The sequence below is a fragment of the Parvivirga hydrogeniphila genome (genome assembly GCF_023371205.1).
Classification (GTDB): Bacteria; Actinomycetota; Coriobacteriia; order Anaerosomatales; family Anaerosomataceae; genus Parvivirga; species Parvivirga hydrogeniphila.
The window spans coordinates 125,440-139,520 of the sequence record NZ_JAMCCO010000001.1 but is presented as its reverse complement, the minus strand read 5'-3'; the positions used below and the strand labels follow the sequence as shown (position 1 = coordinate 139,520).

Annotated in this window: 17 protein-coding genes; 15 read left to right on the top strand and 2 right to left on the bottom strand. The window is 68.8% G+C overall.

The window, feature by feature from the left end:
• Positions 1-65: 65 nt before the first annotated feature.
• The 6 genes from ord (at position 66) to MX659_RS00675 (ending at position 6,110) form a co-directional block, all read left to right on the top strand.
• A complete protein-coding gene (ord, locus tag MX659_RS00700) occupies positions 66-1,085 on the top strand; it encodes a 2,4-diaminopentanoate dehydrogenase (RefSeq protein ID WP_323745439.1) in 1,020 nt (339 codons plus the stop codon).
• 5 nt (positions 1,086-1,090) lie between these two features.
• Complete coding sequence (gene ortA / locus MX659_RS00695; RefSeq protein WP_267191569.1) at positions 1,091-1,417, top strand: 2-amino-4-oxopentanoate thiolase subunit OrtA; 327 nt, start codon at positions 1,091-1,093, stop codon at positions 1,415-1,417.
• 1 nt (position 1,418) lies between these two features.
• A complete protein-coding gene (gene ortB / locus MX659_RS00690) occupies positions 1,419-2,831 on the top strand; it encodes a 2-amino-4-oxopentanoate thiolase subunit OrtB (RefSeq protein WP_267191568.1) in 1,413 nt (470 codons plus the stop codon).
• Between the two features lie 167 nt (positions 2,832-2,998).
• Positions 2,999-4,186, top strand: a complete 1,188-nt coding sequence (locus MX659_RS00685; RefSeq protein ID WP_267191567.1) for an MFS transporter — start codon at positions 2,999-3,001, stop codon at positions 4,184-4,186.
• Between the two features lie 102 nt (positions 4,187-4,288).
• Positions 4,289-5,254 (top strand): cation diffusion facilitator family transporter, encoded by a 966-nt coding sequence (locus tag MX659_RS00680; protein WP_267191566.1) that lies wholly within the window; start codon positions 4,289-4,291, stop codon positions 5,252-5,254.
• A gap of 7 nt (positions 5,255-5,261) precedes the next feature.
• Positions 5,262-6,110 (top strand): metallophosphoesterase family protein, encoded by an 849-nt coding sequence (locus tag MX659_RS00675; RefSeq protein WP_267191565.1) that lies wholly within the window; start codon positions 5,262-5,264, stop codon positions 6,108-6,110.
• Positions 6,111-6,121: 11 nt separating this feature from the next.
• Here MX659_RS00675 and arsB read toward each other — a convergent pair whose 3' ends face one another.
• Positions 6,122-7,198: an ACR3 family arsenite efflux transporter gene (gene arsB, locus MX659_RS00670; protein ID WP_323745437.1), complete on the bottom strand. Its 1,077-nt coding sequence runs from the start codon at positions 7,196-7,198 to the stop codon at positions 6,122-6,124.
• Between the two features lie 5 nt (positions 7,199-7,203).
• Positions 7,204-7,518, bottom strand: a complete 315-nt coding sequence (locus tag MX659_RS00665) for an ArsR/SmtB family transcription factor (protein ID WP_267191563.1) — start codon at positions 7,516-7,518, stop codon at positions 7,204-7,206.
• Positions 7,519-7,663: 145 nt separating this feature from the next.
• Between MX659_RS00665 and MX659_RS00660 the strand changes: the two genes are divergently transcribed.
• The 9 genes from MX659_RS00660 to oraE all read left to right on the top strand — a co-directional run bounded on the left by MX659_RS00660 (position 7,664) and on the right by oraE (position 14,000).
• Positions 7,664-7,978 (top strand): ArsR/SmtB family transcription factor, encoded by a 315-nt coding sequence (locus tag MX659_RS00660; protein WP_267191562.1) that lies wholly within the window; start codon positions 7,664-7,666, stop codon positions 7,976-7,978.
• A 36-nt stretch (positions 7,979-8,014) separates the two neighbouring features.
• Positions 8,015-8,992: a permease gene (locus tag MX659_RS00655; RefSeq protein ID WP_267191561.1), complete on the top strand. Its 978-nt coding sequence runs from the start codon at positions 8,015-8,017 to the stop codon at positions 8,990-8,992.
• A 13-nt stretch (positions 8,993-9,005) separates the two neighbouring features.
• Positions 9,006-9,248, top strand: a complete 243-nt coding sequence (locus MX659_RS00650) for a thioredoxin family protein (RefSeq protein ID WP_267191560.1) — start codon at positions 9,006-9,008, stop codon at positions 9,246-9,248.
• On the top strand, positions 9,245-9,772 hold the full coding sequence (locus tag MX659_RS00645; protein ID WP_267191559.1) for a thioredoxin family protein: 528 nt from the start codon (positions 9,245-9,247) through the stop codon (positions 9,770-9,772). Before MX659_RS00650 ends, MX659_RS00645 begins: the two co-directional genes overlap by 4 nt.
• On the top strand, positions 9,772-10,476 hold the full coding sequence (locus MX659_RS00640) for a cytochrome c biogenesis CcdA family protein (protein ID WP_267191558.1): 705 nt from the start codon (positions 9,772-9,774) through the stop codon (positions 10,474-10,476). Before MX659_RS00645 ends, MX659_RS00640 begins: the two co-directional genes overlap by 1 nt.
• Before the next feature lie 16 nt (positions 10,477-10,492).
• Complete coding sequence (locus MX659_RS00635; RefSeq protein WP_267191557.1) at positions 10,493-10,954, top strand: DUF2703 domain-containing protein; 462 nt, start codon at positions 10,493-10,495, stop codon at positions 10,952-10,954.
• A gap of 93 nt (positions 10,955-11,047) precedes the next feature.
• Positions 11,048-11,269, top strand: coding sequence for a hypothetical protein (locus MX659_RS00630; protein WP_267191556.1), 222 nt, complete (start codon positions 11,048-11,050; stop codon positions 11,267-11,269).
• A gap of 119 nt (positions 11,270-11,388) precedes the next feature.
• Positions 11,389-11,751: a D-ornithine 4,5-aminomutase subunit OraS gene (oraS, locus tag MX659_RS00625; protein ID WP_267191555.1), complete on the top strand. Its 363-nt coding sequence runs from the start codon at positions 11,389-11,391 to the stop codon at positions 11,749-11,751.
• On the top strand, positions 11,748-14,000 hold the full coding sequence (gene oraE / locus MX659_RS00620; RefSeq protein WP_267191554.1) for a D-ornithine 4,5-aminomutase subunit OraE: 2,253 nt from the start codon (positions 11,748-11,750) through the stop codon (positions 13,998-14,000). The genes oraS and oraE overlap by 4 nt, the downstream gene beginning before the upstream one ends.
• The last annotated feature ends 81 nt before the right edge of the window (positions 14,001-14,081 follow it).

The window sequence follows — 14,081 nt, the reverse complement described above, 5'->3', positions numbered from 1 at the left end:
CAGCGGCTCCCCGTGTGATTGCATAGCGGCGTACGGGTATTGCATACGACGAGAGGGGGCCTGCCGTGATCAGGGTCGCTGTGTGGGGCACAGGGATGATGGGGCAAGGGCTTCTCGGCTACTTGCTCGACCGTCCCGCAGACGTCGAGATCGTCGGAGCGATCGTCACCAACCCCGCGAAGGACGGCATGACGGTCGGCGAGCTCATCGGGCGCGACTGCGACGTCCGCATGACCACCGACGCGGCCGCCGTCCTCGCGAAGCGGCCCGACGTCGTGTGCATCTGCACCCAAAGCAATCTCGACGAGGTCGAAGGGCAGATCGTCCCGGCCATCGAAGCGGGCTGCAACGTGCTGTGCATCGCCGAGAAGCTCGCGTACCCGTGGGCGAGCGACGCCGATTGGGCGCAGCGCATCGACGAGCTTGCCGAGGAACACGGCGTGAGCGTGCTCGGCTGCGGCATCAACCCGGGGTTCGTGCTCGACGCGCTCATCGTGACGCTGACATCGGTGTGCCTGCGTGTCGATCGCATCGTCGCGGAGCGCGTGAACGACCTCTCGCCGTTCGGCCCGACGGTGATGGCGAGCCAAGGCGTCGGGACGAGCGTGGACGAGTTCGAGCGGGGCGTGGCCGAGGGCCGCATCGTCGGGCACATCGGCTTCCCGGAATCGATCGGGCTTATCGCTGACGCGCTCGGATGGCGGATCGACCGCGTCGAGGAGTCCCGCGAGCCGATCGTCTCGTCGGTGGAGCGCTCGACCCCGCACGTCCACGTGGCGCCCGGGCAGGTCGCCGGATGCCGGCACGTCGGGCGCGGGTACGAGGGCGACGTCCTGCGGGTGGAGCTCGTCCACCCGCAGCAGATCCGCCCCGAAGCCGAAGGCGTGGCCACCGGCGACTACATCCATATCTACGGCGACCCCGAGCTCCACCTACGCAACGAGCCCGAGGTCCCTGGCGGCAAGGGCACCTACGCGAGCACGGGCAACTACATCCCGCTCATCGTGGACGCGCCGCCGGGTCTGCTCACAGTGACCGACATGCCCGTCCCGCGGTACTGGGCGCCCTCGGCCGGCGCGAGGTGATCGCGGTGAACGAGCGCACGGGGTGCCAGGCGGGCGACTGGGTCGAGGTCGAGCGCGTCGTGCTCGAGCCGGGCGAACGCGCCGACGGGCTTCCCGAGGACACGGCGCGCCAGCCGCTGAAGATGTGGGTGAAGGGGTTTGCGCGCGCCGCGGCACGCATCGGTGAGAAGGTCGAAGTCGAGACCATGACCGGGCGTGTCGTCGAAGGCACGCTCACCGACGTCCTGCCTGGCTACACCCACACGTTCGGGCGTCCGCCAAAAGAGCTCGTCGCGATCGGGCGCGACCTGCGAGCTCGCGTCGCGGCGTACCGCGCCAGGGAGGGCCGCTAAGATGGGCGGCACGTCTGCGGCCGTCCTCGCTCGGCGCGGCGCCATCATGAAAGCCGCGCTCGGGTTCGACTACGCGGCCTTCGAGCGCTCGCCGATCGCGTTCGACTACGAGGGGCTCATGGCCTCGCACGGCCTGACGATCGAGGACGTGCGGGCCATCCAGCGAGCGGCCGGTGTCGGCGACACACCGCTCATCGAGCTGAGGAACCTCACCGACCTCGTGCGTTCGTACGCGCCGCCCGGCTTCGGCGCCCGCATCTTCGTGAAGGACGAGGCCGCCAACCTCGCCGGGTCCTTCAAGGACCGCCGCGCGAGTGTGAGCATCCACGTGGCCAAGGAGCGCGGATACGACGGCGTCATCGCCGCCACCTCGGGAAATTACGGCGCGGCCGTTGCGAGCCAGGCGGCGCGTGCCGGCCTGAAGTGCATCATCGTGCAGGAGGCGTTCGACTCCAGACACGTCGGCCAGCCGGAGATCATCGAGAAGTCGCGGCTGTGCGAGGCGTTCGGGGCAGAGGTCGTGCAGCTCACCGTCGGACCGGAGCTCTTCGTGGTGATGCTCGAGCTTTTGGAAGAAACGGGCTACTTCGCCGCCTCGCTCTACTCGCCGTTCGGCGTGGCGGGCATCGAGACGCTCGGGTTCGAGATCGCCGAGCAGATGCGCGCGCTCACGGGCGCTCCGCCCAGCCACGTCGTCGTCACCCACGCCGGCGGCGGCAACACCACCGGCACCGCTCGAGGGCTCGCGAAGGCGGGCGCGCGCGAAACGCAGGTGGTGAGCGCGTCGGTGGACCTGAGCGGGCTGCACATGGCGAGCGACACCGACTTCAACCGCAAGAGCTTCACGACGGGGCACACCGGCTTCGGCGTCCCGTTCGCGACCTGGCCGGACCGCGCCGACGTGCCGCGCAACGCTGCGCGCGCGCTCCGGTACATGGACCGCTACGTGACTGTGAGCCAAGGCGAGGTCTTCTACGCCACCGAGGCGCTGTGCAAGCTCGAGGGGCTGGAGCGCGGGCCGAGCGGCAACACGGCGCTTGCGGCGGCGATGGCGCTTGCGCGGGATCTGCCGCGCGAGGCGACGGTGGTCGTGCAGGAGACCGAGTACACGGGGGCGGGCAAGCACCACTGGTCGCAGATCGCGTTCGCGCGCGCGAACGGCATCGAGGTGCGCCTGGGGGATCCGGCTGAGAGCGTGCCCGGCACGAGCATCGTCGTCCCCGAGTGGCCCGAGCAGCTGTCCGTGCGCGACGTCGACCTCGAGCGCTTGCGCCGCTCGTACGTGCGCAACGCGCTCGCGCACGCTCCGGAGGGCTACACGCCCACCGAGGACGACGTCCGCTTCTTGGCCGAGGACGCCCACACGACGCCGGAGGCCGTGGAAGGGATCATCCGAGAGCTCGCCCAGGGCTAGAGGGGAACGCCCAGGGCCGAGGCGCGCTGCGCGCTGAGCGGGCGTGCCCGGAATCGAGCTCGCCGCGCCCCAAAGACGAGGCGACGGCGCGGCTTGCACACACATACCGCCAGGGGTATAGTATCCCATCATCGTTCGACAAACATCGAAGTAAGGAGTGCATCGTCGTGAAAGAGAACCGGCTCGTCGTGCTGCTCGGCCTCGCGGGCTTCATCGTGATGGCCGACAACTGGGTGGTCTCGCCCATCCTTCCCGCCATCGCCAAGAGCCTCGGCGTCCAGGCGGCCTCAGCAGGCGTCCTCATCGCGGCATACATGCTGCCGTTCGGGCTGTTCCAGCTCATCTTCGGCCCGCTCGCAGACCGGTACGGAAAGTCCCGGATCGTCTTGGGCACGCTCGCGGCGTTCACCGTCGCGACGGGCCTGTGCGCTACGGGGGCCACGCTCACCGGACTCGCGGTCTTCCGTGCTCTCACGGGCGTCTTCGCTGCCGCGACCATGCCGATCTCGCTTGCGCTCATCGGCGATGCCGTGCCGATGGAGCGCCGGCAGCAGGCCATCGGCTCGTTCATGGGCATCTCCTTCCTCGGCCAGGCCCTGTCGATGGGCATCGGCGGAGCGATCGCGTACTTCCTGGACTGGCGCGGCGTCTTTGTCGCGTACGCCGTCTTCTCCGCAGCGGTGACGGTCGTGCTGTGGCGCGGCCTGGCGGACGTGCGGGCGCAGGAGACCCGGAACCCGGAGGCCCGCTTCCTCTCGCCGTACGCAAAGCTCGTGAGCCACGGCCCCAGCGCGCGCACCTACGCCATCATCCTGCTCGAGGGGATCTTCCTCCTCGGCAGCTTCAGCTACCTGGGAACGGCGCTTGCCGAGCGGTATGGGCTGACCTTCCTCGCCATCGGCGGCGTGATGACCGCGTTCGGCATCGCCGCTGTCATCGGTGGCCGGACGAGCGGGAAGATCGCGGCACGTCTCGGGCGCAGGAACACCGCGGTGCTCGGCCTTGCCACCGCTGCCCTGGCGGACGGTCTCGTGCTGCTCGGTGCGCCGAGCCTGCTTCTGACGGCAGTCGGCATCTTCGCGCTCGGCTTCGGCTTCATGACCGCGCACTCGACGCTGCTCACGATCGCCACCGAGTTCGCCGAGAAGGCCCGTGGCGCCGCGATGTCGCTCGTGACGTTCTGCTTCATGCTCGGCGGCGCGATCGGCACCAGTGTCGGCGGGCGGATCGCGACGAGCGCTTCGCTCGATCGCGTGTACCTCGTGTACGGTGTCGGTCTGGCGCTGCTTGCGCTGCTCGCGGTGCCCGCGCTCGCGCAGGCCGAGGCGCGCCAGATGGAGCCGGTCGCGGCGTAGGGCTTCGCGCTGGAAGTCGTCCGCTCGCGAGACGGAACGGCCGGGCCGGGAAGAGGTCCGTCCTCTGCTAGACTTGCGGGCACGGTGTCCTGAAGGAGCGTCATGCCCTACGAAGACGACAGCCACGCTCACGGCGCCCATAGCCACGGCCCGCACGTGCACGCGCACCCTGCTCCCGAGAACATGAGCGCGAGGCTTCTTGCCAGCGTCGTCGTGAATGTCGCGATCACGGTCGCGCAGGTCGTCGGCGGCGTTCTGGCGGGCAGCCTCGCGCTGCTTTCGGACGCTGCGCACAACGCGAGCGACGTGCTGGGCCTCGTGCTCGCCTACGCGGCGAACCGCGCAGGGCGCCTCCCAGCGACCGAGCGCCGCACCTACGCCTTCAAGCGCGCGGAGGTGCTCGCCGCCTTCGTCAATGCGGCCGGCCTGCTCGCCGTGTCGGTGTGGGTGCTCGTCGAGGCGGTGGGCCGCCTGCTGCACCCGCAGCCGGTCGAAGGAGGGCTCGTCGCGGTCCTTGCAGGCGTCGGGCTCGTGGCGAACGCGGGCGCTGCCGTGCTGCTCCGCGGCGGGCGGGACTTGAACGTCCGGAGCGCGTTCTTGCACCTCGTGGCGGACGCCGTCACGTCCTTCGGCGTGGTCGCCGGGGGCGTCATCATGCTGCTCACGGGGTGGAGCGCCGTGGACGCGGTCGTCTCGATCGCACTCGCGCTATGGATGATCCGGGAGTCGTTCGGCATCGTCCGGGCGTCCACCGACGTGCTGCTCGACGCCGTGCCCGCCGACGTGGTGCTCGGCGAGGTGCAGCGCACGATCCTCGGCGAAGAGCACGTCGTCGAGGTCCACGACCTGCACGTGTGGTCGCTCTCCTCCACCGAACGCGCTCTGTCGGCCCACCTCGTCACGGACTGCACCGACTTGGCGGACCTTTCCGAGTCGGTCGCGCGCATCAAAGCGGAATTGGCGGCGCACCACGGCATCGCGCACAGCACGCTCGAGCTCGAGTGCGTTGGCGGCGAGTGCGCCGGGGCACAGTGTTTGCTCCCACACGAGGAAGCGTGGCGGAAGTAGGTCGGCCATGAGGCGCATCGCGCTGTTCTCCGACATACACGGCAACCTCGTCGCGCTCGACGCCGTGCTCGCAGACATGGAAGCGAGCGGGCTGGGGGCGGCGGTCGAGCGCTACTGCCTCGGCGACCTCATCGGCTACGGGCCCGATCCGGGCGGCGTCGTCGAGCGCGTCCGGTCGCTCGGCGTCCCCACGATCGTCGGCAACTACGACGATGGGGTGGCAGCGCACCGCGGGCAGTGCGGCTGCTACTACGGGACCGAGCAGGCGAAGGAGGACGGCGAGGCGAGCTATCGCATCACCGAGCGCCTGCTCTCAGCGGGTGACGCAGAGTGGCTGCTCGGGCTCCCGCACCACCTGTGGGTCGAGCACGAAGGGGCGTCCGTCCTGCTCACGCACGGAAGCCCGCGCCGCATCAACGAGTACCTCCTGCTCGACAGGACCGACGCGCAGCTCGCTCGGCTCGCGATCGAGGCCGGGGCGCACGTCGTCTGTCACGGCCACATCCACATCCCGTACCACCGCGCGCTCGACGCCGCAGCAGCAGCGGACATGCGCCTGCGAGGCGCGCGCGAGCTTCCGCCGACCGAGGGCCGCATCCACTACGTGTCGAGCGGGTCTGTGGGAAAGCCGAAGGACGGCGATCCACGTGCGTGCTGGGTGGATCTCGTCATGGGCGATGAGCGCGAGGTGCGCGACGCGGCGCCAGACGACCCCGCCGCTGGCCCCATCGGCACGACGGACGTCTGGCTCGGGCTCGTCGTGCATCGGGTGCCGTACGACGTCGAGGCCGTCGTGCGAGCGATGCTCGACGCCGGTTTCCCCGAGACGCTCGCAGACGCGCTCAGGCGCGGCTGAGGCGAGGGCGGCTACGCCGTCGTCACGGACGGCTCGGCATCCAGCGCTTCGGGCCACCACCTGCGACGGAGCGCGAACGCTGCGTTCACCAGCGTGATCAGCACCGGCACCTCCACCAGCGGCCCGACGACCGCGGCGAAGGCCTGTCCGGAGTTCAGCCCGAACGTCGCGACGGCCACCGCGATGGCGAGCTCGAAGTTGTTGCCCGCTGCCGTGAACGACACCGACGTTGCCTTCGGATAGTCCGCCCCGAGGCGATGGCTGAGCCAGAACGCCGAGAAGAACATGAGCACGAAGTAGGCGACGAGCGGGATTGCGATGCGCACGACGTCGAACGGGATGTCGACGATGAGCTCGCCTTTCAGCGAGAACATCATGACGATGGTGAACAGGAGCGCGACGAGCGTGATCGGGGATATCCTCGGCACGAACTCGCGCTCGTACCACGAAGCGCCCTTCGACCGCACGAGAACGAACCGGGTGAGCGCGCCGGCGACGAACGGGATGCCGAGGTAGACGAGCACGCTCTTGGCGATCTCCCACGGTGAGATGTGCACCGCCATGCCCTCGAGGCCCACGACCGGCGGCAGCACCGTGATGAACAGCCACGCCATCGGAGCGTAGAAGAGCACCTGGAAGATGGCGTTGAGCGCCACCAGGCCGGCCCCATACTCGGCGTCTCCGTGTGCGAGGTCGTTCCACACGAGCACCATGGCGATGCAGCGCGCCAGGCCGATGAGGATGAGGCCGACCATGTACTCCGGACGGTCGCGCAGAAGCGTCGTCGCGAGCGCGAACATGATGAGCGGACCGACGATCCAGTTGAGCGCAAGCGAGATTCCCATCACTTTCTTGTTGCGGAAGACGTCGGGCAGCTCCTCGTACTTCACCTTCGCCAAGGGCGGATACATCATCAGGATGAGGCCGATGGCGATCGGGATGTTCGTGGTGCCGACCGACAGCGTGTCGATGAACTGCGGCATCGACGGCACGAGCGCGCCGAGCGCGACGCCCGCTGCCATCGCGAGGAAGATCCAAAGCGTGAGGTACCGGTCGAGGAACGAGAGCTGCTTCGTGGTTCCGGGCATGCGGATCATCCTTTCGGTCGGTCAGAAGACTGCACGCAAGCCGCTGATCGGTCCGCGACGTCGCCGATCGCGCGCGCGAGCTCGCTGAGCGCGCTCGCGTCCAGGCAGTAGACGCGCGACGCGCCGACGGCGTGGTCCGTCACCACGCCAGCGTCCTTCAAGACTGCGAGGTGCTGCGACACCGTGGACTGCGCGAGGGGGAGCTCGGCGAAGACCTCCTTGCCGGCGCACTCGGGGTGCGATGCCAAGAGGCGCACGATGCGCACGCGCGCCGGATGCGCAAGCGCCTTGGCGAGCTTCGCGATGCGTGCGTCGTCCACGGGGCTCCTGTCGTGACAGACAATCGGTAATCGCCGATGAACGATACAGGGCGCAGCGGTTGCAGTCAACAGCGTCGAGATCGGGGCTTGCGCCACGGACGCCGGGCGGATATACTTCGACAATCATCGAACTAAGGAGTCACCGATGGCCGTGTTGCACGCACTCACCGAAGCCGAGCTCGACGCCGCGCTCAAGGCGCTCGCGTCGGCGCAGCGCCGCGAGATCGTGCGCATCCTTGCAGAGTCGCGCGTTGCTGGCACGGCCTGCTGCGCGATCGACGAGGTGTGCGCCTGCAAGATCTCCGAGCGGCTCGGACTGGCGGCGTCGACCGTCTCGCACCACATGGCGCTGCTTCGCGAGGCGGGCCTGGTGCGCGCTCGCAAGGACGGCACGTGGGTGTACTACTCGCTCGACCGGACGCGTCTTGAGCAGGTCGCCCGCGCCATCGCGGACCTGTGAGCTGACCTCTTCTGGTCACGATAGGAAAGGTGAGGTATGGACGTCTTCGCTCCGCTTCAGTGGCTTGCGGACTGGATAACGTTCGATCTTCTCGGTCTTGCGAAGGACAGCCGTCTCGGCTCTGCGCTCTCGTTCTTCCTGTTCGACGTGCCGAAGATCCTCATCCTGCTTTCCGTCATCGTCTTTGTAGTGGCGATCATCCGCTCGTTCTTCCCGCCGGAGAAGACGCGCAAGTACCTCTCGCACTCGCGCGAGTACGTCGGCAACGTGCTTGCAGCGCTCTTGGGCGTCGTGACGCCGTTCTGCTCGTGCTCGGCCGTTCCGCTCTTCATCGGATTCGTCGAGTCCGGGGTGCCGCTCGGCGTGACGTTCTCGTTCCTCATCGCGAGCCCGATGGTGAACGAAGTCGCGCTCATCTTGCTGTTCGGGATGTTCGGTTGGAAGATCGCAGCGCTCTACCTCGCTTCCGGCCTCTCGGTGGCGATCGTCGGCGGTATCGTCATGGGGCGGCTCGGTCTGGAGGACGAGATCGAGGAGTACGTCCGGCAGATCCGCATGGGCGAGGCCGAGGTCCCCACGATGACCTGGGCGGAGCGGATCGCGTACGCGCGAGGGTACGTCGGCGATATCGTGAAGAAGGTCTGGCCGTACATCGTGGTCGGCATCGCGATCGGCGGCTTCATGCACGGCTACATCCCGGCAGACGCGCTCGCGCACATCGCCGGGCCGAGCAACCCGTTCGCGGTGCCGGTGGCGGTGGCCATGGGTATCCCGCTCTATAGCAACGCCGCGGGCGTGATCCCGCTGGTGAGCGTGCTCACCGAGAAGGGCGTCGCGATGGGCACCGTGCTCGCGTTCATGATGGCCGTGACCGCGCTCTCGCTGCCGGAGTTCATCATCCTGCGCAAGGTCATGAAGCCGAAGCTCATCGCCATCTACGCTGCGGTCGGGTTCGTGACCATCACGGCCACGGGATACCTGTTCAACTGGGCGATACCGGCATTCGGCCGGTAGGGAAGGAGCAAGCATGGTCATCAAAGTGCTCGGATCGGGATGCATGAACTGCCAGCGGCTGGAGGCGGCAGCGCGTGAGGCCGCGGCGCGGCTCGGCATCGATGCGCAGGTCGAGAAGGTGACGGACTTCGCCGACATCATGGCCTACGGCGTGATGACGACTCCGGCGCTCGTCGTCGACGAGCAGGTGAAGCTCGCCGGACGGGTGCCGTCCGTCGACGACCTCGTCAAGATCCTCGCAGCGGCGCAGTCGTGAGCACCAAGGCCGACAACACTGAGGGCGGCCAGGAAGCGGCGCCGGCTTCTGCGGCCGGCACGCGCGTCGTGCTGCTCGCGATCGTGGTCGTGTTCGCCGCGCTCGTCGTGTGGAAGCTGGCGGGCGGCGGCACGCCCACCAGCGTGTCGGCGACGGCACCGACCGGCGGGGGCGCTTCGCTCACCTCGACGCGCAACGACGCGGTGGCGGACTTCGACAGAGCGATTGCTTCTGGAAAGCCGATCTTCGTGCTGTTCCACTCGCTCACGTGCCAGCCGTGCATCGAGATTTCGGCGGTGGCGGACAAGGTCGTGCCCGAGTATCGAGACCGAATCGCGTTCGTCAACGCGATCACCGACGATTCCTCGGGCGCGCAACTGGCGAACCGGTTCGCGTTCCAGTACATCCCGACGTCGTTCTTCCTGTCGCCGGGCGCCACGTCGGTCATCGACTCGTACACGGGGACGATGAGCGAGAGCGAGATGCGTGCCCGGCTCGATGCGCTGCTTGCGAAGGCGAAGTGATGGAGGCGCTCGCAGACAAGCTCCTGGCGGGCGTCGTGGCTGGTCCGGCGGCCTTCGCGGTCGCGTTCGTCGGCGGGCTCGTGGCGGGCTTCGGGCCCTGCATCCTGCCGATGGTCCCCGCCGTGTTCGGGTACATCACCGGTACGGTGGCCTCTGGCGAGCGCGATGCGCGACCGGCCGCGGGCCGGGCGCTCGTGCTCGTCGCCGCGTTCGTGTTCGGCATGAGCATGGTGTTCGCTTCGATCGGGGTGGTCGCCGGAGCGCTCGGCCGCGCCATCGTCATCGGGCAGTGGGCGTACTTCGCTGCGGCGGCGGTGTGCTTGGTGCTCGGGCTGCACATGCTCGGCATCGTCCAGCTCCCGGTCGACCGGTTGAACGCGCTCTTGCCGGTCCGTCGGCCTGAACGGCGCGGTCTTGCGGGTTCGTTCCTCTTCGGCATGCTGTTCGGGCTGGTGGCCTCGCCGTGCGCGACGCCGATACTCGCTGCCATCGCGACGATCGCGGCGGCGGGCCGTGATGCGGTGCGCGGCGGAGCGCTCCTGTTCGTGTACGGCCTCGGGAAGGGCGTGCCGCTCGTGCTGCTCGGCGTGGCGTCAGGCTCGATGGCCGTCATGAAGCGTCTCGGGCGCGGAGCGGACACGCTTGCGAAGGTCGGCGGAGCCGGTCTGCTTTTCGCTGCTGCATACCTGGTGTACATCTCGTAAGCGATACGGAGGGGACATGGGCTGCTGCTCACCAGAACGAGAGGTCGTCGTCGAGGTCAAACGGCTCGTCATCGACGGGCGCACGTGCGTCCGCTGCGGCGATGCGTGGGACGCCGCGCTTCGCGCCGTGCGCGAACTGGAAGGCGAGCTCGCGGGCGCGGGCATAGGCGTTCGCCTGATCGAGCGGCCGCTTCCGCCTGACCGGATCGACGAGTCCAACAGCGTCTTCATCGATGGCAGGCCGGTGGAGGAGTGGCTTGCTGATGAGGTGGCGGTGAGCGTGAGCGACTGCCCTTCGTGCGCAGACCTCGTTGGCGAGCCGGCGTGCTGCCGTACCTACGAGGTGGCCGGCGAGCCGGTCGAGGCGCTCACGGCCGACGTCATCGTCCGCGCCATACGGCAGGCCGCGGCGATGCCGGAACCTGTCTCAGAGAGCGCCATGCGCGTGCTCATCGTGACGACTCCCGAGTGCGGTTGAGGTGGCTCGCTTCTGTGCGACCCCGGTTCGGAGGTCGTTCCTGTCGTCCCAGAAGGCTCGACTTGAGACATGCCAGCCACGTGGCGTGCCCGCGTGATTCAAGCACGACTCGAAACAGAAGGCATCGAAGCCGCAGTCGACGAGAGGGGCCTGTTCGAGCTCGCCGACGAGGACCGTCATGCGGCGCTCGATGCGATGGTAGCGTTCGGCGCGGAGCCCCCGTTCGTGCTGGTGGGGGGCGAGCTTGCGTGTTCGGGAGGCATCGATACGCACGCGATCGTCGAGGTGGCGAGGCGCGTGGCCGGCGTCGCGTGAGGCGCCCCCCGCGCGTGCTTCCCTGAGCGCGATTCGCGGTATGATTGCATCAGCGGAGTGGGCGTGTGCATACACGCACGCATACGCCGCAACGCGAATCGCATGAAGGGAGGCCCCCGATGGTCCGTCCCGACACCTACCGTGAAGTGCGCGCGCACCTCGCGGACCTGAGCGACGCGGAGCTCGAAGAGCGCTTCTGGCGCCTGGCTCGCGAGGTCGTCGCTCCGCTCATCGAGCTCGCCCGGACGCACACCTCTCCCTCCATCGAGCGCAGCGTGCTCATGCGCATGGGCGTCGACTCGATCACCGCGAAGGCGGTCGTCGCTGAATGCGAAGCGCGAGGCCTGCTGCCGCACGGCGCGGGTCACGTGGTGCTCGTCTGCATGCGGGCGTGGGGCTGCGCCGCTCCGGAGGCTGCGCGTCGGCTCGCTGCCGGCGAGGGCTGGGAGATCGTCGTCGCGAGGTGGGGGGATGCGCGATGAGCGCGCAGCACGACGAGCGCTTCGGCGCTCCGCTCCGCGACCCGGCGCTCGACCCGAACGCCAAGCTCGACGTCGAGGCGCTGCTTGCGGGCCTCGACCGCTACCGGCCGCGCCGTCGCGGGTGGACGTGGCGCCGCCGGCTTCCCGCACAACGCCTGTACGAGTTCGAGTACCGCGAGACCTCGGAGCCGCTGGCGCGTGGCGTGCCGCTGCCGGCAGCACGCTACTTCGAGGGCATCGACCCGCAGCCGGACTGCGTCATCACCACCGAGATCGCCTCCGGGCGGCCGGAAGACGACGTGCGCCGCATGCGGATGGCGGCATGGCACGGCGCCGACCACATCATGGTGATCCGCACGGCCGGGCAGTCGCACATGGACGGCCTCATCGAGGGTACTCCGGAAGGAGTCGGCGGGACCGCGGTGACGCGCAAGCAGGTGCGGCTCACGCGGCGCGCGCTCGACCTCATCGAAGACGAGGTCGGCCGCCCGATCGACTTCCACAGCTACGTGAGCGGCGTGGCCGGGCCGGAGATCGCCGTGATGTTCGCTGAGGAGGGCGTGAACGGCGCGCACCAGGACCCGCAGTACAACGTGTTGTACCGCAACATCAACATGTACCGCTCGTTCGTGGATGCGGCCGAGGCCAAGCGGGTCATGGCGCACGTCGGGATGCTGCAGATCGACGGGGCGCACAACGCCAACGCAACGGCGGTGCGCGCGTGGAAGGTGATGCCCGAGCTGCTCGTGCAGCACGCCATCAACTGCGCGTACTCCGAAGCGGTCGGCATGCCGCGGGAGCTCATCGCGCTCTCGACCGTGCCGCCCGACGCGCCGCCTGCTCCGTGCATCCGCATGGACCTGCCGTACGCGATCGCGCTGCGCGACCTGTTCCGCGGGTTCAAGATGCGCGCTCAGCAGAACACCCGCTACATGGAGTCCGACGCGCGCGAAGCGACGGTCTCGCACGTGCTCAACATGGTGATCTCGCGGCTTACCTCGGCCGACATCCAGTCCACGATCACGCCGGACGAGGGGCGCAACGTCCCGTGGCACTACAACAACGTCGCCGCAGTGGACACCGCCAAGCAGGCGCTCGTGGGGATGGACGGGCTGCGCGAGATGGTGCGCGTCGACCGCGAGGCGCCGGAGCTCAAGGCGCGCGTTCGCGAGCTCAAGGAGCGTGCGGTGCTGTTCCTCGAGGCGATGCTCCGCGACGGCGGGTACTTCGCCGCGGTGGAGCAGGCGTACTTCGTCGATTCGGGCGAGTATCCGGAGACCAACGACGACGGCATCGCGCGCGCGAGCGACGGCGGCGTGGCGGCCGGCACGATCGTGAAGCGGGCGGAGGACTACCTCGCGCCGGTGTGCGCGCACTTCGGCGAGAACCACCTCGAACTGCTCGACCTTCCCGAGGGCGTCAAACCGTGCGACGCGGTCGGCGGTTGCACGCTGTGCGACGACACGAAGGTCCCCTACATCGACGAGCTCGACCCGGACGACAACGCCGCGGCGCGCCTCGCCGCCACGCGCGAGCTCCGCGAGCGCGGCCTCATCAAGCCGGAAGTCGAGTGGACGGGGGACGGCATCGTCGTCGTGACGATGTTCCTGCCCGCCTCCGAGCAGGTCGCGAAGGCCGCGGCGCTCGAGCTCGGGCGTGCGATGAACCTCGTGGAGTGCGAGGTCATACACAGCCGCGTGATGCACCCGGCGGAAGGAACCCTCGTCGAGCTCAAAGGCCGGCTCGAGGCAGCGGTCGACCCTGCGACGCTCGTGGTGCCGGAGCCGGTGCCCGCTTTGAGCGATGAGGAGATCCGCGAGTTCGTGCGCGAACACGGCATCAAGGCGGTGGCCGCCACCGTGGGCAACGACGAGCACTCGGTGGGTATGCGTGAGATCATCGACATCAAGCACGGCGGGCTCGAGAAGTGGGGCTTCACGGTCACCTACCTCGGCACGAGCGTGCCCGTGGACAAGCTGCTCGACGCCGCCATCGAGCACGCAGCGCAGGTGGTGCTCGTCTCCACGATCATCACGCACGCCGACGTCCACCGCGAGATGATGCGCAAGCTCGCCGACCTCGCCGTGGAAAAGGGCGTGCGCCAGCGGCTGCTGCTCATCGCCGGCGGGACGCAGGTCACCGACGAGATGGCGCGCGAGTGCGGGATGGACGCCGGCTTCGGTCGCGGCACGCACGGTATCGACGTCGCAAGCTTCATCGTGCGTGCGATGCGCGAGCGCGGGATGTAGTCGGCGCGCTCCCGGCACGCTACCAGGCGCGCTAAAGGGACCGCGCGAAGAGCGCCCCTTATAGCTCGGCGGTGCTGCGAC